Source organism: Streptomyces sp. NPDC015127 (assembly GCF_043080095.1).
In the GTDB taxonomy this organism is placed as follows: domain Bacteria; phylum Actinomycetota; class Actinomycetes; order Streptomycetales; family Streptomycetaceae; genus Streptomyces.
Window position 1 is genome coordinate 476,430 of sequence record NZ_JBIBVE010000001.1, and the last position, 18,180, is coordinate 494,609.

The following is an 18,180-nucleotide window of genomic DNA, read 5'->3' on the forward strand; positions in this document are numbered from 1 at the left end:
GCTACGAGGAGGCGTCGCGTGCCGGTGGAGATCACCTGGTGGGGTCATGCCACCTGCACGATCGAGGACTCGGGGGTCCGGGTGCTGACCGACCCTCTGCTCGTGCGGCGGCTGGCCCATCTGCGCAGGCGCCGCGGCGCCCTGCCGCCCCCCGAGGCCACCGCGGTCGAGGCCGTGCTCGTCTCCCATCTGCACTCCGACCACCTCCACCTGCCCTCGCTCGCACGGCTCGTGCCCGGGACGCGGCTGGTCGTGCCGCACGGCGCGGCGCGCTCGGTGCCGGGGCTGCGGCGGGTCGCCGCGTCGGCCGGCCTGTGCGTCACCGAGGTCGCACCCGGCGACGAGGTGCGGGTCGCCGATGTGCGCATACGGGCCGTGCCGGCACTGCACGACGGACGCAGGCTGCCGCTGGGGCCGCACCGCTCCCCCGCGCTCGGCTATGTGGTCAGCGGCGAGGCCGACACGTACTTCGCCGGAGACACCGGTCTGTTCGACTCCATGGCGGACGAGGTCGGCCCGGTCGACGTGGCGCTGCTCCCCGTCGGCGGCTGGGGGCCGTACCTGGGCCACGGTCATCTGGACGCGGGGCGCGCGGCGCAGGCGCTCGCCTCGCTCGCGCCCCGTGCCGCCGTGCCCGTGCACTACGGCACGTACTGGCCGATCGGGATGGACGGCATCCGGCCGCACGAGTTCTACGCGCCGGGCGACGAGTTCGTCCGCAAGGCCGCCCGGCTGGCGCCGAAGGTGGCCGTGCACCGGCTCGGGCACGGCGAGCGGGTCAGACCGGAGGCCGGGCGGTGAACGCCGGCATCCCGGCGGTGGCCGCCCGGCTCGCGGAGGCCGCACCGCTGCTGCCGCCGGAGTCGACGCAGCAGGCGGTCGGCTATCCCTCGCTGTTCCTGCTGGTGGCGCTCGGGGCACTGGTGCCGGTGGTGCCGACCGGCGCGGTGGTCAGCTCCGCCGCGGTGGTGGCCGTCCATCAGACGGCGCCGCTGGCCCTGCTGTTCGTGTTCCTGGTCTCGTCGCTGGCCGCCTTCGCGGGGGACGTGACGCTTTACTGGCTCGGCCGGCGCGGTGTCCGTTCGAGGAACGGTTCGCGCTGGCTCGCCGCGCTGCGGGAGCGCGCGGCGCCCGACCGGCTGGAGCAGGCCCAGGAGAAGCTGGCCGAGCACGGGGTGGCGGTGCTGGTGCTGTCGCGTCTGGTGCCGGCCGGGCGGATCCCGGTCATGCTGGCCTGCCTGCTGGCCCGGATGGAGCTGCGCCGCTTCATGCGCGGCAACGCTCCGGCGTGCCTGGCGTGGGCGGCGACGTACGGGCTGATCGGCATCCTGGGCGGGTCGCTGTTCCCCGAGCCGTGGCAGGGCGTGGTCGCCGCGGTGGCGCTGACCGTGCTGGTCAGCGGGGCGCCGGGGGTGTGGCGCAGGCTGCGGCGGCCGGACACGCAGGGAGAGGCGTGAGGCGTACGCGGGAGCCCGGCGGGGGACGGAAGCCCGGGCCTCCGCTTCACGCGGTCAGCACCCGCGAGCCGCCCACCGGCAGGTCCCACAGCTCGTGGCGCGGCCGGCCCGTGCGGTGCCACGCCACAAGCAGCCGCTCCAGCGGCTCCCCCACGGGCTCCGCGGAGAGCACGAACGTGGCCCAGTGCATGGGCGCCATGATCCGCGCGCCGAGGTCCTCGAAGGCGCGCACCGCCTCCTCCGGGTCCGTGTGCACATCGCTGAGCCACCAGCGCGGGGCGTACGCCCCGATGGGCAGCAGCGCAAGGTCGATGCCGGGATGGCGGCGGCCGATCTCCCCGAACCAGTGTCCGTAACCGGTGTCGCCCGCGAAGTACACCGAACGGCCCCGGCCGTCGGTGAGCACCCAGCCGCCCCACAGCGAGCGGCAGGTGTCGAAGAGGGTGCGCTTGGACCAGTGGTGGGCCGGTACGAAGTCGAAGCGCACGCCGCCCAGTTCGGCACCCTCCCACCAGTCGAGTTCGGTGACGCGGCTGAAGCGGCGCCGGCGGAACCAGCGGCCGAGGCCCGCGGGCACGAACAGCGCGGTGCGGCGGGGCAGCCGCCGCAGCGTGGGTGCGTCGAGGTGGTCGAAGTGGTTGTGGCTGATGACGACCGCGTCCACGGGCGGCAGATCTTCCCAGCGCACGCCCACCGGAGTGATGCGCGCCGGGGTGCCGAGGATGCGGCGGGACCAGACCGGATCGGTGAGCACGGTGAGGCCGCCCATGCGCAGCACCCAGCTGGCGTGCCCGGCCCAGGTGACGGCGACGGTGGTGGCGTCCGCCTCGGGCAGCGTGCCGGGTGCGAAGGGCAGCAGCGGGATGTCCCGCAGGCCGTCGGGGCCGGGCCGTACCGCGCCCTCCCTGGCGAGCCGGGCCAGGGCGCGGACGCCGGGGAGAGGCGCGGTCAGCCGGTCGGCGAAGGACCTGGGCCAGATGCGGGTCCCGCCGAGGGGGCGGGTCGTGCGGGGCGGGGGCGCCGTACGGCCCGGTCGCATGGCGGCCGGGTGCTGTGCGGGTCCGGTCTGTTCTGCCTGCTCCGTCATCAAGGTCTCCCGTCAACGCGTCAGCGCAGCTCGTCGAAGGCCGATCCGAGGTCGCTCAATGCCCGCTCGACATGGGGCAGTTCCAGAGGGGCGGGCGAGGCGAGGGCGGCCAGCTGCTCGTCGGCGGTCGTGCCGAGCAGGGGCCCCGTGGACAGCCGTACCCGCAGCGCGCCGAGCTCGTCGCCGAAGCGGTGCCCGCCGGGGACGGACGTGTGGAGGCGGTCGCTCAGGTACTCCTCCAGTTCCATGGAGTCGCCGACGCCGCGCTCGGCCAGCCGGCCGCGCAAGGGGCCGAGGTCCGCGTAGAGATGGCGGCCCGCCTGCGGAGGGCGGGAGACGGCACCGGCCTTGAGCACGGCGCTGTGCACGGCCGCGGCGACCTGCGCGTGCAGGGCGGCGGCACCGGCGGCGCGTTCGGCCACCTCGGCCGGCTCGCCCAGCGCATGGGCCGCGGCGGCGGAGAGGGGCGCGGGGACGGCGGCGCCCAGGGCGGTGAGGAAGTCGAGCGTGCGGGCGCGCCGGGCGGCGCCCTCCGCGCCGGACGGGAAGCGGGCGATCGCGACGGGCCAGGAGTCGGGCATGAGGGCGCCCGAAAGATCGCTGATGACGGTGACGTCGCCGGGGCACATCTCCGCCGGGCTCACCAGGACGGTGTCCCGCGGCCCGTGGAGCGTGTCGCGCCACGTCTCGTCGCTGATGATGTGCAGACCTTCCCCGACGGCGGCCTCGCACGCCTCGCGCACGGTCTCGGGCGGGGCGACGGTGGCGGTGGGATCGTCGGGGACGCACAGCAGGAGGAGCCGGGGCCTGCCGCCCTCACTGCGGACCCGCCGCACGGTCTCCAGCAGCGCGAACGGGTCCGGCACGCCGCCGCATTCGGCCGGGGTGGGCACGTGGTAGGCGGGGCGGCCCAGCAGCCGTGCCTGCGGGGTCCACCACGCGGGGCAGGGGCGGGGCATCAGCACGTCGCCGTCGTACGCGCCCAGCAGGGCGAACAGCAGGGGCTGCGCACCGGAGGCGGCGACGACCTCGTCGGGACCGCTCGACAGGCCGCGCCGCTGCCAGTACCCGCAGGCGGCCTCGCGGAGCGCGCGGCCGCCGCCGGGCGGCTCGCTCCGGGCGGCGCCGGCGGCACCGGCCAGCACCGCGGCGGAGCCCTGCGGCACCGGCAGGCCGGTCTCGGGCGCGTGCGGCCCGTACCGGACGGGGCCACGTCCCTCGGACGCCGTGCCCTGCATCCCGCCACCTCCACGGCTCGCTCGCTCGCTGCCGGACGCCTGCCCGGCCTCCCAGCCCTTTATACGAAGGTTTGGCCGATGCCGCCGCGCGGGCGGTGGCAGCGGGGCGGACCGGGCTCGGCCGCATGGAGCCGGACGGGTCGCGAGCGGCGTGGGGTGAACGCCCATGGGGTAACCGCCTGGCATGCCAGAAGTCGACGCACAGGCAACCACGCACCTCCGCGAGAGGATCACCGGACTCCTCGGCACCTGGGACCGGCAGCTGCACCGTGCCGTCGCCGAACGGACGTGGCCGGGCGCGGAGCCGGTCCTTCCGCGGCTCAGCAGGAGCGCCGACCACGGGCTGCTCTGGTTCGCGACGGCGGCCGGGATCGCCGTCCTGGGACGCGGGGCACGCTCCCGGCGGGCGGCCGTGCGGGGTGTGGCCTCCCTCGCGGTCGCCTCGGCCGTGATCAACACGGTCGGCAAGCGCGCGGTCCGCAGGAACCGGCCCCTGCTGGACGCGGTACCGGTGATACGGCAGCTGAAGCGGCATCCGTTCACGACGTCCTTCCCTTCGGGGCACTCCGCGTCGGCCGCGGCCTTCACCACCGGGGTCGCGCTGGAGTCCAGGGGCTGGGGCGCCGCCGTCGCGCCGGTCGCCGCGTCCGTCGCGTTCTCCCGCGTCTACACGGGCGTGCACTATCCGAGCGACGTGCTCGTGGGTGCGGCGCTCGGCGCGGGCGCGGCGTTCGCGGTGCGCGGCATGGTGCCGACGCGGTCCCAGCTGCCCGCGCCGGGCCGCCCGAAGGCGCACGCGCCCGCGCTGCGGGGCGGCGAGGGCCTGGTGGTCGCCGTCAACCGCGAGTCCGGGTCGGCGGACTGCGCGTCCGAGGTACGCACCCGACTACCGCTCGCGGAGGTCATGGAATGCGCGCCCGACGAGCTGCCGGCCGAACTCGCCAAGGCCGCGGGCCGGGCCCGGGCGCTGGGCGTCGTCGGCGGTGACGGCACGGTCAACCGGGCGGCTGCCGTGGCCGCGACGTACGGCGTCCCGCTCGCGGTCTTCCCCGGCGGCACGCTCAACCATTTCGCCTACGACCTGGGCATAGAGTCCGTGCGGGACACCTGCCGGGCCGTGGAGGCGGGGGACGCCGTCGGGGTGGACCTGGGGCGCTTCACCCCCGGGCCCGGCGGCAGCACGGAGCCGGGCTATTTTCTCAACACGTTCAGCCTGGGCGTGTATCCGGAGCTGGTCCGCATCCGGGAGCGCTGGTCGCCCCGGATCGGCCCATGGCCGGCCGGAGTGCTGGCGGCGGCCCGGGTACTGCGCGGCGAGCATCCGCTGGAGGCCGAGGTGCAGGGCAGGCGCCGCCCGATGTGGCTGCTGTTCGCGGGCAACGGGGTGTACAGGGGCGTCGGGCCCACACCCGGTCACCGCGGCAATCTGGCGGACGGGCTGCTCGACGTCCGTGTGGTGCACGGCGGACGCGCACCCGGCTGGCGGCTGCTGGCCGCCGCGCTGGCGGGCAGGCTGAAGCGGTCGCCGGTGCACGCGGCGCGGCAGGTGCACCAGGTCCGCATCGGCGGTCTCGCGCCGGGCACACCGCTGGCGTACGACGGCGAAGTGGCCCCGGCTCCGCCCGAGTTGACGGTGGACAAGCTGGTGGACGCGCTGACGGTCTACCGGCCTCAGGAGTTGCTGTAGGGCCGTCGAAGGGCCGGGCCGGTGCCCTGTTCTGCCCGTAAATCGGTTCGACGTGGTCCCCGCGCGTCCCGCACCATGGCACAGCGCGCTTCGGCGGCCGGCCACGGGGGTGCTGGTCGCCGGGGCCCCTCGTTCAGGTCCGTGCGGTGTGTGCGAAGCGCTCGACGTAGCGCCGCTGCCACGGTGTCTCCACCGCGTGCCGGTCGTAGTGGGCGCGGACGTACGCCACCGCCTCGCCGGCCGGGACGCCGTCGAGAACGGCGAGACAGGCCAGGGCCGTTCCGGTCCGGCCGCGGCCGCCTCCGCACGCGACTTCGACACGTTCGGCCGCGGCCCGCTCCCACGCCTCGTGCAGCAGTTCGCGCGCCTGGTCGCGATCCGCGGGGAGACGGAAGTCCGGCCAGCGCAGCCAGCGTGCCTCCCAGTCGGCGGGCGGCGGCTGCTTGCCGAGCAGGTACACGGCGAACTGCGGCCGCGGCCCGTCGGGCAGCGGGCGGCGCAGGCCGCGGCCACGGACCAGCCTGCCGGAGGGGAGCCGGAGCACGCCGGGTGCGGTCGGGTTCCAGGTCTGCGTCATCCGCCGATTGTCGCCCGCGCGGTGGTCGTGCGGGGCGGAACCGCGGAGTCCTGCAGACGGGCCGCGGCAGCGGCGCACCGGCAGGAGGCGGCCCGCCCGCACCCCGTCCTCAGTCCATCATTCGAGATGCATATCTCGCCATTCAGGACGAGCGCGATACGGTGGTGTTTCCCTCAGCGAAGGAGACCGCCATGCCGAAGGAGACCGCCGTCTACACCCACGGACACCACGAGTCCGTGCTGCGCTCGCACACGTGGCGGACCGCCGAGAACTCCGCGGCGTACCTGATCGACGCTCTGCGGCCCGGAATGGACGTGCTGGACGTCGGCTGCGGGCCGGGCACGATCACCGCCGACCTCGCGGCGCTCGTCGCGCCCGGCCGGGTCACCGCGGTGGACGCGGAACAGGACGTGCTGGTGCGCGCCCGTGCGCACGCCGAGGGGCGCGGGCTGGACGACGTCCGCTTCGCGGTCGCCGATGTCCACGACCTGGACTTCCCCGACGATTCCTTCGACGTCGTCCACGCCCATCAGGTCCTGCAGCACGTGGGCGACCCGGTGGCCGCCCTGCGTGAGATGCGCCGGGTGTGCCGTCCCGGCGGGATCGTCGCGGCCCGCGACAGCGACTACGGCGCGTTCACCTGGTACCCCGAGCTGCCGGTGCTGTCCGAGTGGCAGGAGCTGTACCGGCGGGTGGCCCGTGCCAACGGCGGCGAGCCCGACGCCGGACGCAGGCTCGTGTCCTGGGCCCGCGCCGCCGGCTTCACCGACATCACGGCGACCGCCGCCGCATGGTGCTTCGCGGCGCCCGAGGAGCGCGCGTGGTGGAGCGGGTTGTGGGCGGACCGCACGACCGCCTCGGCGTACGCGCGGATCGCGGTGGACGGCGCGCACGCGACCGCCGCGCAGCTCGCCGCGATCGCCGACGGCTGGCGAGCCTGGGGCGAAGAGGACGACGCCTGGTTCATGGTCCCGCACGGCGAGATCCTGTGCCGGGTCTGAGCCTGCCTGCGGACACACGCCCCTGACAGGGCACACCGGGGCCAACTACCCTCCCCTGCATGGAGATCCTCGGAACCACACTCCGCATCTGCGTCGACGACCTGGAGACGTCGGCCGCCTTCTACGAGCGGCTCACCGGCGCCCCGCCGCTGCGCTTCGAACGCGGCGGCGTCTCGGTCGCGGCGGTCGGCTGCTTCCTGCTGATGAGCGGTCCGGAGTCGGAGCTCGAGGTCCTGCGGAAGGTGTCGGCGACGATCGCGGTGAAGGACGTGGACGAGGCGTACGAGACGCTGACCGCGGTCGGTGCCCGGGTCGTGGCCGGTCCGGTGCCGACCCCGGTGGGGCGCAACCTGATCGCCGTCCACCCCGACGGTTCGGTGTTCGAGTACGTGGACCGCAAGGCGGCCTGAGCGCCCGTAAATTCCGGCGGGTTCTCGTCCCGGTCCCCGTAGTCTTGACCGCCGACGGATTCGGGCGCGGCAGGGCGAGGCAGAGGGTGGCGCGGACATGAGCACGCAACACACGTACCGGGTGATCGTGCGGGGTACGTGGGACGGTCTGACCGAGCAGGGGCGCGCGGCGCTCCTCGCGGACGCGGACCGGCACGGCCTCGCGGCGGCACGGTTCACCGAGGAGGGGTCGCTCGCCTACGACAGCGCGCTCCGGCACTTCACGTACCGCTTCGTCGTCGTCTCGGACGCGGCGGACGGCGAGGAGATGGCGGGGGCGATCGCCGAGGACCGGGCCGAGCGGGCGCTCGCGGCGCTCGGACACGGCTGGCGGGACCTCAGGTCGTCGGCGACCGACATGGACACGATGAAGGTCAACGACCGGCGGCGGCGGTCATCTCGCGGGTGATCGCCCAGCGTTCGTGGTCGCGCCAGGCGCCGTCGATGTGGAGGAAGTCGGGCGAGTAGCCCTCCAGCCGGAAGCCGGCCGACCGCACGAGGCCGAGGGACGCGGTGTTGCCCGGCTGGATGTTGGCCTCCAGGCGGTGCAGCCCGAGCGTCCCGAAGGCGTGGCCGATGAGGAGGCGCAGCGCCTCCCCCATGAGCCCGTGTCCGGCGGAGTGGGCGAAGGCCCCGTAGCCGAGCGCACCGCTGAGGAACGCGCCCTCGACGATGTTGTTGATGTTGATGAAGCCCGCGATGGCTCCGGTGCCGCGCTCGCAGACGAGGAAACCGGCTTTCGCCGGGTCCTCGATGAGCCGGCCGGCGTAGGCGGCGTAGGCGTCCGCGGTGAGCGGCGGAAAGAGCCAGGGCCGGTGATGCCCGATGCTCTCGCGGGCACGCGCGGTGAACTCGTCCCCGTCGGCGTACGTGAGGGGGCGCAGCACGATCCGCTCACCGGTGGCGGCAGGGGGAGCGGGAGTCGGCGACATCGCGCCAGCCTAACGGGAGCATCGCGGGTGGGCGGGGGACGCCCACCGGGGCGGCGCGGGGCGGGCCGACGGGCCCGGCGCCGGGCGGGGTTGCGGGCACGCGCCGCGCGCAGGAGGGGCGGACGCGCAGCCCGTGACCCGGACGCGCAGCCCGTGGCCCCGGGCCGCACGGGAGGGACCGCCACCGCCCCGCCGGCGTCGTCAGTGGTGGGCGATCACCAGCGCGGGCTCGTCCGCCGTCTCCGCGTCCGCCGGGTCGGGGCGCTGGATGAGCAGCGAGGTGACGACCCCGACGCCGAGGAGTGCGAGAGCCGTGTACATGGCGTGCTGGTAGCCCGCCGCGGTCGGCCCGTGGGCGTCGCTGCCCGCCGTGATCATGGCCGAGGCGAGGGCGATGCCGAGCGAGGCCCCGATGCCGAAGCAGGCGCCGTTGAGCCCGGAGAGCGAGCCGGGCTTGTCCTTGGGCGCGGTCGTGACGGCGAGGCCGTTGAGGCCGGTCAGCATGAAGCCGCCGTAGGTCACGCCGAGAGCGGCCAGCGAGGCCACGAGGATCCACTCGTGGTGCAGGAAGAGTGTGGCGAAGACGAAGATCGCGAAGTTGGCGACGGCTCCCGTCACCACGATCCGGCGCCAGCCGACCTTCGGCCCCAGCCGTCCGGTGAGGGGCGCGGAGATCACGCCGATGAGCTGGATCGGGGTGAGGAACAGGACGGCGGCGGCGACGGCGGACAGGCCGAGGCCGACCCGGGCGTCCTGCGAGAACAGCGGGATGGTGAGCGCGATCGCGCCGAACGCGCCGCCGAGGGTGCAGATCGTGGTGATCAGCAGCGGCCAGGCGCGCCGAGAGGCGAGTACGTCGATGTCGATGACCGGGTTGGCCGCGGACCTCTGCGAGACGACGAACAGGACGAGGGCCAGCAGGCCGCCGAGCAGGAAGGCGAGGGTCAGCGGGGAGGTCCAGCCCCAGGCCCCGCCCTGGGCCAGGCCGACGAGCACACCGGTGAGGCCGGCCGACAGGGCGGTGATGCCGCGCGAGTCGAAGGGGGCGTTCGCCGTGGTCGGCGGCACGTCGGGGACGTACCTGCGGACACCGATCAGGCCGGCAACGGCGATGAGCGTGGAGCACACGAAGATGCCGCGGAAGCCGATGGTGTCGGCGATCTGGCCGCCGGCGATGGCGTCGACGCCGGCGAGTCCGCCGTTGACGGCGGTGATGATGCCCGCGGCCTTGCCGAAGCCGGCCGGGGTGAGCAGCTGGTTCAGGGTGAGGAAGGCGAGGGTGAACATCGCGGCGGAGACGCCCTGGAGGATGCGGCCCGCGATGAAGATCTCGATGTTCGGGGCGAAGACGCACATCAGGTTGCCCGCGATGAGCACGAACGCGCAGACGATCATCATGGGCTTGCGGCCGCGCTGGTCGCTCAGGCGGGCCAGGGTGACCTGACCGATGGCGGCCATGAGGAAGAACAGCGTCTGCGAGAGGCCGGCGGCCGCCGTGGTGGTCCCGAGGCGCTCGATCACATCGGGCAGGGCGGGGCTGAGCATGGTCGCGTTGATCTGGTAGCCGAGCACGGCGAGCACCATGGCCAGCAGCATCGGGCCCCGGCCCGCGAGATCGGATTCGGACCCGGAACGCGTCCGGCCGAGCGTGGTGGACATGTCGGCCCCTTTGCCTTGGATGTCATGCCTCGACGGAAATACGCACAGGAGCCTTGTCAGACAAGCTGTGCCCACACAGGGTGGAATCTACGTGCGTAGAACGTCAAGACCCCCGTGACGTGACGCACACCGGCCCCGGTTGAAAGGCCAGAAGGGACGCGATCCGCGTTGCTCCGGAGGCGCGCGCTCGCATAACTTGCTGACAAGTGAGCCGAGGAGGGCCAGTGGCAGTCAGCGGGCAGCAGCGGAGACCGGTCGTGGTGCTGTACGAGCGGATCGCGGACGCCATCCACGACGGCACCTATCCGCCGGGGTCCACCCTCCCCTCCGAGCCGCGCCTCGCCACCGAGCTCGGCGTGAGCCGCCCGGCCCTGCGCGAGGCGCTGCTGCTGCTCCAGGAGGACGGCCTGCTCTCCGTGCGAAGGGGCGTGGGCCGTACGGTCAACGCCAGCCCGCCCAGGCGCGGTTACGAGCACATCCAGCCGCTGGAGGAGCTGCTCGGCGCGGGCCGGGCGCTGCGGGTGCGGCCGCTGCTGCGCACCGTCGAGGAGCCCACCGACTTCACCACCCAGCATCTGCTCGCGCCCGCCGCGGCGGAGCTGCGCTTCTGGGAGTCCCTGCTTGCCGGGGACGGTGCGGCGGCCGCGCTCAGCCAGGAGTGGGCGGCCGCGGAGCAGACGCTGGAGCGGTACCACCCGGACTTCGCCGAGGCGCTGCGGTCGGCACCGGATGCGGCCTGTTCCATGGTCGCGGTCCTCGCCGCCGCGTCACGGGGCACGGCCCTGACGGCGCACAGCCAGATCAGCGCGACGCTGCTCGGCCGGCGGCGCGGGGAGCAGCTGGGGCGTCCGGCGGACACGCCCGCGGTCCTGGTCACGCAGGTGGTGCGGGTGGACGGCACCCCGGTCCTGGCGGCCAAGCACATGCTCCCGACGGGCGCACCGGCCCTGCCGGTCCTCCAGTCGAACTGAGGCGCCTCCCGCATCGGCGGGCGGTACCGTACACTCCCGATGCATGCACTTGTCTGACATCCTCCGCGCTCCCAAGGTGGTCCTGCACGACCACCTCGACGGCGGTCTGCGCCCCGCCACGATCATCGAGCTGGCCCGCGCCTGCGGCTACCGGGCCCTGCCCACCCAGGACCCGGAAGCCCTCGCCGTCTGGTTCCGCGACGCCGCGGACTCGGGGTCGCTGGAGCGCTATCTGGAGACGTTCGCCCACACCTGCGCGGTGATGCAGACGCGCGAGGCGCTGGAGCGCATCGCGGCCGAGTGCGCGGAGGATCTGGCCGCGGACGGTGTCGTGTACGCCGAGGTGCGGTACGCGCCCGAGCAGCACCAGGAGGCGGGCCTCACGCTCGACGAGGTCGTGGACGCGGTGAACAGGGGCCTGCGCGAGGGCGAGCGGCGCACGGGCGGGCGCATCACCGTGCGCGCCCTGCTCACGGGTATGCGGCACACCGACCGGTCGCTGGAGATAGCCGAGCTGACCGTCGCGCACCGCGAGCGCGGCGTGGCGGGCTTCGACATCGCGGGCGGCGAGATCGGCAACCCGCCGGCCCGGCACCTGCCCGCCTTCCAGCACCTCAAGCACCACAACTGCCACTTCACGATCCACGCCGGCGAGGCGGTCGGCGCCGAGTCGATCCACGAGGCGGTGCAGGTCTGCGGCGCCGAGCGCATCGGCCACGGTGTGCGCATCACGGACGACATCACGGTCCACGACGACGGCACGGCCACGCTCGGCCACCTCGCCTCGTACGTGCGCGACAACCGCATCGCGCTGGAGGTGTGCCCCACCTCCAACCTCCAGACGGGCGCGGCCAAGTCGTACGACACGCACCCGATCGACCTGCTGCGCCGCCTGGGCTTCCGCGTCACCCTGAACACCGACAACCGCCTGGTGTCCGGGACGGACATGAGCCTGGAGTTCGTGCACATGGCGGAGGCGTTCGGCTACGGCCCGGAGGTCTTCGAGGAGTTCACGATCGCGGCGGCGGAGTCGGCGTTCCTGCCCCTGCCGGAGCGCCGGCGCCTGATCGACGAGGTGATCCGCCCGGGCTACGCGGCGCTCAACGCGTAACCTCCGCAACGAACCACGCCCAGCTCGCCCGGGACACGCGCAGTCCCGGGCGGGCGGTGTCCTTGGAGTCCCTGACGTGGACGGCGTCGACGGACGCGGCGACCTCGACGCAGTCGCCGCCGTCCGATCCGCTGCAGGTGCTCTTGAACCAGTCCAGCCGGGCCGGACCGCGCTGGAGCGCACGGACAGGAGTCCCGGGCCCAAGTGGTGGGTCCCCTGGTGCGGTCGTAGCGTCGATACAGGAGCACCGGGTTCGAAGGGGCCGGGAGCGCCTGTCGGGATGCGCTGCGAGGTGTGGGGCGCGGTGGGCGGTACAGGTGCGTGGGGACGGTTGGCCAGGTGGCTCGGGGAGAGACGGCTGGGAGCAGACATGCAGAGACGTAAGCGGAGGACCGCGGCCGTGATCTTTGCCGCGACATCGCTCGCAGTAGGCCTTGTACCGGCAACCGCCTCGGCGTTCCCCTCCGTGACGGTACAGCCCGGCGACCGAGTCGTGATCGTGGACTGCTTCACGAAGGCGCAGGTGCGCCCGAGCGAGTTCCTGATCGCCTGCGGGGACGGCAACAGTGGGCTGACCGAACTCAAATGGTCGTCGTGGGGGCCGACGTCAGCCGTGGCCACCGGGCTGAACGTGGTCAACGACTGCAAGCCCTACTGCGCCGCGGGGAAGTTCCACTCGTACCCCGTGACCGTCACACTCGAGCGCCCGCAGGCATGGGAGAAGAACCCCGATCAGCAGCGGTACGGGCAGCTCCACCTCAGCTTCCTCGGCAGCAGGCCCGAGCACCTGCCGCCCGAGGTGACGTACAAGCTGTGGGACTGACGGACGGCAATCAGGGCCGATGGGACGCGATGCCCCGGCGCTGGTGTTCACCAGTGACAGAAAAGGCGTGCTCGGCCACACCGGGGACAGCGTGGTCCGCGACCCGGCTGCAGCGCGTGTACAGCAGCGTGTCGTACCCGAGCTCGCCGTCGCCGTCCTCGCCGGTCACGGCGACGGCGTACCCCGCACCACCGGCAGCTCCAGCACCCCCGTGTCCTCCGGCGTGCTCACCACCGTCACCGGCTTGACTCCCCGGTTGCCGAAGTACGCCGTGTCACTCGCCGCGATCACGAACTCCAGCCGGTGGCCCGTCTCGTAGCGGTGCACGATGGCCGGCAGGTCGACCGTGAACGGCTTGGTCACGTCCGGGACGCGGACCGGGGCGACCAGGCGGTTCACCAGGGTTCGCGTGCCGTTCGGCGCGATGTCGTAGATCTTGGCGAACAGCACCAGCTTGTCGGCAGCGTCGTTCGAGTGCTGGACGCGTTCCGTCGCCGGCGAGACCACCTTGAGCCGGGCCCTTGGCGCGCCCACCACGTCGAGCGGTGCCTTCAGCGGCTCGCTGCGCCAGCCCAGGTACGTGCCCGCGGTGTCGTAGGGCTGCGGGTCGGTGAGGCCGATGAGGCCGGACAGGGACGACTCGGAGTGGCTGGTGGGCACCAGCCAGTTCGCGTACGTGCGGCTGCCGCGGGCGACCTCGGCGCGGGTGTCGACGAGCGCGCCGTCGCCGGAGAGGTAGAGCTTCCTGGAGAGGGACGGAACGGCGCCCGCCTCGCCGTAGCCGCTCTGCCAGTCGCGGTAGTAGGCGAAGGCCGGACCGGTGTCCGCGTTCGCGTTCTTCCGCAGGTACCGGTCGAACCAGGCGAGGATGCGCCGCCCCACGTAGCTGGTCTCCAGGTTCCCCTCGCCGATGTTGAGCTCGCCGGACGCGGGATCGGTCATGCCGCCGCTGTGGCCCCAGGACTGCCAGATCATCTTGGTCTCGGTGCCCTGGGCCTTGAGCGTCTCGTAGCTGGCCTGGGCCTCGTTGAGGGTGAACAGGCTGTCGGCCTGGCCCTGGACGAGCAGAGTGGGCGCCTCGACCCGGGACAGATAGGAGACGGGTGACACGCTGCGGGCGAAGTCCTGCATCTCCTCGACCTTGTCGGCCGGGTAGCGGCCGGAGTTGAGCAGGCGCAGGGTGTCGCAGGCCCTGGTGACGAAGTGCAGGCAGCCGAGCGTGTTGATGCGGGACGGGTCGAGGCTCGGCGCGAGCAGCGGCTGTCCTTCCCCGATGAGCCAGAAGCCGTTCGTCCACTGCCACTTGAAGACGCCGGGGACGGTCGTGCCGTCCGCGTTGTTGGGGTCCAGGGAGTGGTTGAGGTCGTTCCAGGTGATCAGGGGGACGAGCGCGTCCACCCGGCGGTCGACGGCGGCGGTCGCGAGCTGGATGGCGCCGCCGTACGAGCCGCCGATCATGCCGAGCCGCGGGTCGCCGCCACCGTCCTTGGTCACGAAGTCGATCGTGGTGCCGTCGTCGGCGGGCCGCGTCCCGGCGAGGAAGTCGATCAGGCGGGAGGCCGCCCGGCCGTCGATGTCCGGGTCGTCGAGGGAGATGAGACAGCCGGAGCCGCCGAAGCCGAGTCCGGAGTAGGCGAGGGCCACATAGCCGCGGGAGGCGAACGCCTCGGCCGTGTCCGCGGTTCCGTCGGACTTGCTGCCGCCGAAGCCGTTGGTGGTGAGGACGGCCGGGGCGGTCCGGTCGCCGTCGACGCCGGCGGGGCGGTAGAGGTCGGCGTCGACGACGCAGGTCCGGTCGCCGGCCTCGACGGTGAACTTCAGTGCGGTGACCGTGTATTCACCCGCCGTCGCGGCCGGGACGGCGGCCGTGGCGGGGGACGCGAGCGCGAGCGGCGCGAGCAGCGCGGCCCCGGCGGCCCATACGAGAGGCTTGCGGCTTCCGGGCAGGGCACGTGACACGAGGACCTCCACATCGAGGACGCCATACCGACCAGTAAGGAGGTGGCCGCCGCCCATGCTGTGACACGTGTCAGATGCACGTCAACGCCCGTGCGCGCACTTCTTGACGCCAATTCAGCGCCCGCCTACGCAAAGGAGAGCGCCCGCGCAAAGGAAACCACCCCCCGCGCCCCCGACCGTCAGAGCAGCGCCGGCTCCACGAGCGTCAGCGTCCTGGCGTCCGCGTCCAGCGTGGCCCGGACGCCGAGCGGCACCGTCAGCCCCGTCTCGCCGTGCCCGAAGCCGAACTCCTCCACCACCGGCACGCCGAGGTCCCCCAGTCGGTCGAGCAGCACCGCACGCACCTGCTCGTACGGACCGCACTCGGCCCACGAACCCAGCAGCACCCCGGCGACGCCCGCCAGCCAGCCGCTGCGCAGGAGTTGGGTGAGCATGCGGTCGATGCGGTAGTCCTCCTCCCCCACGTCCTCCAGCAGCAGGAGCCCGCCGCGGGCGGACGGCCGGGCGTGCGGCGTGCCGACGTCGGCGGCGAGCAGGGCGAGGCAGCCCCCGAGGGTGACACCGCTCGCCTTCCCAGGCACCATCGTGCGGGCCTCCGGCAGGCCCTCGACGGTCCGCACCGACTCCGGCTCGAACAGGGTGGCCCGCAGCGACTCCTGGGTGCGGGCGTCCTTGAGGAAGGTGACCGCACCCGTCATCGGCCCGTGCAGCGTCGCGAGCCCCATCCGGACGGCGAACGCCTCGTGGAGGGCGGTGACATCGCTGTAGCCGACGAAGACCTTGGGGCCCGCCGCCCGCATCGCCGCCCAGTCGACCAGGTCCACCATGCGCTGGACGCCGTAGCCGCCGCGGGCGCAGATCACGGCGGACACGGACGGATCGCACCACGCCTCGGTCAGGTCGCGGGCACGCGCCTCGTCGCTGCCCGCGAGGTACCCCAGACGCGCGTGGGTGTCGCGGACATGGGGCATCACCACCGGGTCGAGGCCCCAGCCGCGCAGGATGTCGAGACCGGCGTCGAGCCGGTCGCCGGGCACGGGACCGCTGGGCGCGACGACGGCGACTCGCGCGCCCGGGGCCAGCCGGTGGGGCCGTGTCATTTCCTGAGCTCCAGCAGGGGGATGTCGGACCGGGTGATGCCGAAGACCTGGGCGTACAGGGACAGTTCCGCCTCCAGCGCCCGGATCATGGTCTCCACCCTGCGGAAACCGTGCCCCTCGCCCTCGAAGGCGATGTACGCGTGCGGGATGCCGCGCCCGGCCATCTGCGCCAGGAACCGTTCGCTCTGCACGGGCGGACAGATGACATCGTCCAGGCCCTGGAGCAGCAGGAACGGCGCCGTGATGCCGTCCGCGCGGGTCAGCGGCGACCGCTCCCGGTAGCGGCCGGGCACCTCGGACAGCGGGCCGACGAGCGATTCCAGGTACCGGGACTCGAAGTCATGTGTCCCGTCGGCGGCCCAGGAGAGCAGGTCGAGGACCGGGTAGATGATGGTGCCGCACGCGTACACGTCCGTGGTGGCGAGCGAGACGGCCGCCGTCCAGCCGCCGGCGCTGCCGCCGCGGATGGCCAGCCGCCGCGGGTCGGCGGTGCCCTCGTCGGCCAGCGCCTCGGCGACTGCGGCGCAGTCCTCGACGTCCACCACGCCCCACTGCTCGCGCAGGCGGTTGCGGTAGGCGCGGCCGTAGCCGGTGGAGCCGCCGTAGTTGACCTCGGCGACACCGATGCCGCGCGAGGTGAAGTAGGCGATCTCCAGGTCGAGTACGAGCGGTGCCCGGCCGGTGGGCCCGCCGTGCGCCCAGATCACGTAGGGCGGCAGCTCGTCGTCGGGTGCGACACGGTCCGGGCTGTGCGGCGGATAGATGTGGGCGTGGATCTCCCGGTTGTCGGGTCCGGTGAAGGTGCGGATCTGCGGCTCGGGATAGTACGCGGGGTCCACCGGGTCGTCGTGGGCGCTGCCGATGACGCGGGTGCGCCCGGTGCGGGTGTCGAGCTCGACGATCTCGGGGGCGCTTCGGGGGCTGGCGGCGACGCCGATCACCCGGTCGCCGCAGACGGCGAGCGTGGACGCCCATTCGCTCCAGGGGCCCGCGGCGTCGACGAGTTCCCCGGTCTCCGGATCCAGTATCCCCAGCGAGGTCGTGCCCCTGCCGTGGACGACGGCGACCAGTCCGCCGGCGAGCGGACGGAACCACTGCTGGCCGGTCTTCCACAGCGGTCCGCCGAACTCCTCGCCCCGGCCCGGACACAGGGCGGTGGCGTGGCCGAAGGCGGTGCCCGACAGGCGGATACGGCGCAGTTCCCACCAGCCGCCGCGGTCGGAGGCGAACAGCAGGGAGCCGTCCGGGGCCCATTCGACCTGGCAGACCGACTCGTCCGCCTCGCCGACGACCGTGCGCACCGCCGTGAAGGGTCCGTCATCCGTCACCTCTGCGAGCATCACCACCGTGGCGTCCCAGGGCATCTGCGGATGGTCCCAGGCGATCCAGGCGACGTGCCGGCCGTCGGGCGACACCTGGGGGCCGGTGACGAAGCGGTGCCGGTCGTCGCCGAGTTCACGGACGGCGCCCCGGTCGTCGGCGGCCGAGCCGTCCAGCGGCACGGCGGCGATCACCCGGCGCACATCGGTGGGCGCCTCGCCCGTGAACTCCTCCATGACACACCAGACTTCACCCTGCTCTACCCGCAGTCGCAGATCGGCCCATCGCAGGCCGCCGCCGACGGACGACAGGGGCGTGAGCGGACGGGGCTGCGCGCCGGGCAGGTCCGGCTCGTACGCGTACAGCCGCTGGTCCGCGAAGTGGACGAAGACGATCAGCGGACCGCCCTCGGCCCGTTCGGTCCCGGCCCAGGGCAGGCCGCCGTATTCCATGACCCGGCTGCGCACGTTCCACGGCACGGACAGCACCGACTCCTCGCGGCCGTCGGGGCGCCGGCGCATCAGGGCGCGCCGGCCGCCCTCCGTGGGGCGCGGCGCGGTCCACCACACCTCGTCGCCGACGATGCCGAGGTGGTCGGGCTGTCCGTCGTGCGAGGCGGCGAGGGCGGCGCCGATCGGTGAGGGCCAGGTTCCGTAGGGCCCGGTGGGTACCATGTGCCGCTTCTCCTTAGGTCCTGTCCGGTCGATCAGGCCAGATCAGTGAGTTGGGGGTCCCCCCACGCCCGCAGGGCGTAGGAGGAGGGTCTGGTGCTGGGGGCACTCCCCCTGGCTTCGCCGGGGGGACCCCCA

General features: G+C 73.5%; 19 protein-coding genes. 9 read left to right on the top strand and 10 right to left on the bottom strand.

The features are described 5' to 3' along the window. Window positions 1-18 precede the first annotated feature (18 nt). A complete protein-coding gene (locus ACF08N_RS01985) occupies window positions 19-801 on the top strand; it encodes an MBL fold metallo-hydrolase (RefSeq protein ID WP_392322593.1) in 783 nt (260 codons plus the stop codon). After that, window positions 798-1,457, top strand: a complete 660-nt coding sequence (locus ACF08N_RS01990; RefSeq protein ID WP_392322594.1) for a DedA family protein — start codon at window positions 798-800, stop codon at window positions 1,455-1,457. The genes ACF08N_RS01985 and ACF08N_RS01990 overlap by 4 nt, the downstream gene beginning before the upstream one ends. 46 nt (window positions 1,458-1,503) lie before the next feature. On the opposite strand, the gene ACF08N_RS01995 is transcribed toward ACF08N_RS01990, so the two are convergent. After that, window positions 1,504-2,544, bottom strand: coding sequence for an MBL fold metallo-hydrolase (locus tag ACF08N_RS01995; protein WP_392322595.1), 1,041 nt, complete (start codon window positions 2,542-2,544; stop codon window positions 1,504-1,506). Between the two features lie 20 nt (window positions 2,545-2,564). Then, window positions 2,565-3,782, bottom strand: a complete 1,218-nt coding sequence (locus ACF08N_RS02000) for an aminotransferase class I/II-fold pyridoxal phosphate-dependent enzyme (protein WP_392322596.1) — start codon at window positions 3,780-3,782, stop codon at window positions 2,565-2,567. Window positions 3,783-3,966: 184 nt separating this feature from the next. Here ACF08N_RS02000 and ACF08N_RS02005 point away from each other — a divergent pair, with 184 nt between their 5' ends. Beyond that, window positions 3,967-5,469, top strand: a complete 1,503-nt coding sequence (locus tag ACF08N_RS02005; protein ID WP_392322597.1) for a bifunctional phosphatase PAP2/diacylglycerol kinase family protein — start codon at window positions 3,967-3,969, stop codon at window positions 5,467-5,469. 133 nt (window positions 5,470-5,602) lie between these two features. On the opposite strand, the gene ACF08N_RS02010 is transcribed toward ACF08N_RS02005, so the two are convergent. Further along, window positions 5,603-6,046: a protein-tyrosine phosphatase family protein gene (locus ACF08N_RS02010; protein WP_392322598.1), complete on the bottom strand. Its 444-nt coding sequence runs from the start codon at window positions 6,044-6,046 to the stop codon at window positions 5,603-5,605. A 191-nt stretch (window positions 6,047-6,237) separates the two neighbouring features. On the opposite strand from ACF08N_RS02010, the gene ACF08N_RS02015 reads away from it, so the two are divergent. The 3 genes from ACF08N_RS02015 to ACF08N_RS02025 all read left to right on the top strand — a co-directional run bounded on the left by ACF08N_RS02015 (window position 6,238) and on the right by ACF08N_RS02025 (window position 7,905). Beyond that, on the top strand, window positions 6,238-7,047 hold the full coding sequence (locus ACF08N_RS02015; protein WP_392322599.1) for a methyltransferase domain-containing protein: 810 nt from the start codon (window positions 6,238-6,240) through the stop codon (window positions 7,045-7,047). 59 nt (window positions 7,048-7,106) lie between these two features. Continuing rightward, the gene (locus ACF08N_RS02020; protein WP_215176964.1) at window positions 7,107-7,457 is read left to right on the top strand and encodes a VOC family protein; all 351 of its coding nucleotides are present in this window, start codon (window positions 7,107-7,109) and stop codon (window positions 7,455-7,457) included. Window positions 7,458-7,554: 97 nt separating this feature from the next. Next, complete coding sequence (locus tag ACF08N_RS02025; protein WP_392322600.1) at window positions 7,555-7,905, top strand: DUF6204 family protein; 351 nt, start codon at window positions 7,555-7,557, stop codon at window positions 7,903-7,905. On the opposite strand, the gene ACF08N_RS02030 is transcribed toward ACF08N_RS02025, so the two are convergent. After that, window positions 7,871-8,428 carry a GNAT family N-acetyltransferase gene (locus ACF08N_RS02030; RefSeq protein ID WP_392322601.1) on the bottom strand — a complete coding sequence of 186 codons (558 nt, stop codon included), beginning with the start codon at window positions 8,426-8,428 and terminating at the stop codon, window positions 7,871-7,873. The genes ACF08N_RS02025 and ACF08N_RS02030 overlap by 35 nt on opposite strands. A gap of 201 nt (window positions 8,429-8,629) precedes the next feature. After that, a complete protein-coding gene (locus ACF08N_RS02035; RefSeq protein WP_392322602.1) occupies window positions 8,630-10,087 on the bottom strand; it encodes an MFS transporter in 1,458 nt (485 codons plus the stop codon). Between the two features lie 224 nt (window positions 10,088-10,311). On the opposite strand from ACF08N_RS02035, the gene ACF08N_RS02040 reads away from it, so the two are divergent. Both ACF08N_RS02040 and ACF08N_RS02045 read left to right on the top strand, forming a co-directional pair. Continuing rightward, window positions 10,312-11,058 carry a GntR family transcriptional regulator gene (locus ACF08N_RS02040; RefSeq protein ID WP_392322603.1) on the top strand — a complete coding sequence of 249 codons (747 nt, stop codon included), beginning with the start codon at window positions 10,312-10,314 and terminating at the stop codon, window positions 11,056-11,058. A 43-nt stretch (window positions 11,059-11,101) separates the two neighbouring features. After that, window positions 11,102-12,169, top strand: a complete 1,068-nt coding sequence (locus ACF08N_RS02045; RefSeq protein ID WP_392322604.1) for an adenosine deaminase — start codon at window positions 11,102-11,104, stop codon at window positions 12,167-12,169. Here ACF08N_RS02045 and ACF08N_RS02050 read toward each other — a convergent pair. Next, window positions 12,159-12,692 carry a DUF397 domain-containing protein gene (locus ACF08N_RS02050; protein ID WP_392322869.1) on the bottom strand — a complete coding sequence of 178 codons (534 nt, stop codon included), beginning with the start codon at window positions 12,690-12,692 and terminating at the stop codon, window positions 12,159-12,161. The genes ACF08N_RS02045 and ACF08N_RS02050 overlap by 11 nt on opposite strands. Between ACF08N_RS02050 and ACF08N_RS02055 the strand changes: the two genes are divergently transcribed. Further along, complete coding sequence (locus tag ACF08N_RS02055; RefSeq protein WP_392322605.1) at window positions 12,636-12,992, top strand: hypothetical protein; 357 nt, start codon at window positions 12,636-12,638, stop codon at window positions 12,990-12,992. The two genes, ACF08N_RS02050 and ACF08N_RS02055, sit on opposite strands and share 57 nt — an antisense overlap. Window positions 12,993-13,002: 10 nt before the next feature. On the opposite strand, the gene ACF08N_RS02060 is transcribed toward ACF08N_RS02055, so the two are convergent. The 4 genes from ACF08N_RS02060 to ACF08N_RS02075 all read right to left on the bottom strand — a co-directional run bounded on the left by ACF08N_RS02060 (window position 13,003) and on the right by ACF08N_RS02075 (window position 18,045). Further along, window positions 13,003-13,161 carry a hypothetical protein gene (locus ACF08N_RS02060; protein ID WP_392322606.1) on the bottom strand — a complete coding sequence of 53 codons (159 nt, stop codon included), beginning with the start codon at window positions 13,159-13,161 and terminating at the stop codon, window positions 13,003-13,005. Beyond that, the gene (locus tag ACF08N_RS02065) at window positions 13,158-14,963 is read right to left on the bottom strand and encodes a CocE/NonD family hydrolase (protein WP_392322607.1); all 1,806 of its coding nucleotides are present in this window, start codon (window positions 14,961-14,963) and stop codon (window positions 13,158-13,160) included. The genes ACF08N_RS02060 and ACF08N_RS02065 overlap by 4 nt, the downstream gene beginning before the upstream one ends. Before the next feature lie 167 nt (window positions 14,964-15,130). Next, window positions 15,131-16,051: an LD-carboxypeptidase gene (locus tag ACF08N_RS02070; protein ID WP_392322608.1), complete on the bottom strand. Its 921-nt coding sequence runs from the start codon at window positions 16,049-16,051 to the stop codon at window positions 15,131-15,133. Then, a complete protein-coding gene (locus ACF08N_RS02075; protein ID WP_392322609.1) occupies window positions 16,048-18,045 on the bottom strand; it encodes a prolyl oligopeptidase family serine peptidase in 1,998 nt (665 codons plus the stop codon). The genes ACF08N_RS02070 and ACF08N_RS02075 overlap by 4 nt, the downstream gene beginning before the upstream one ends. Window positions 18,046-18,180: the final 135 nt, after the last annotated feature.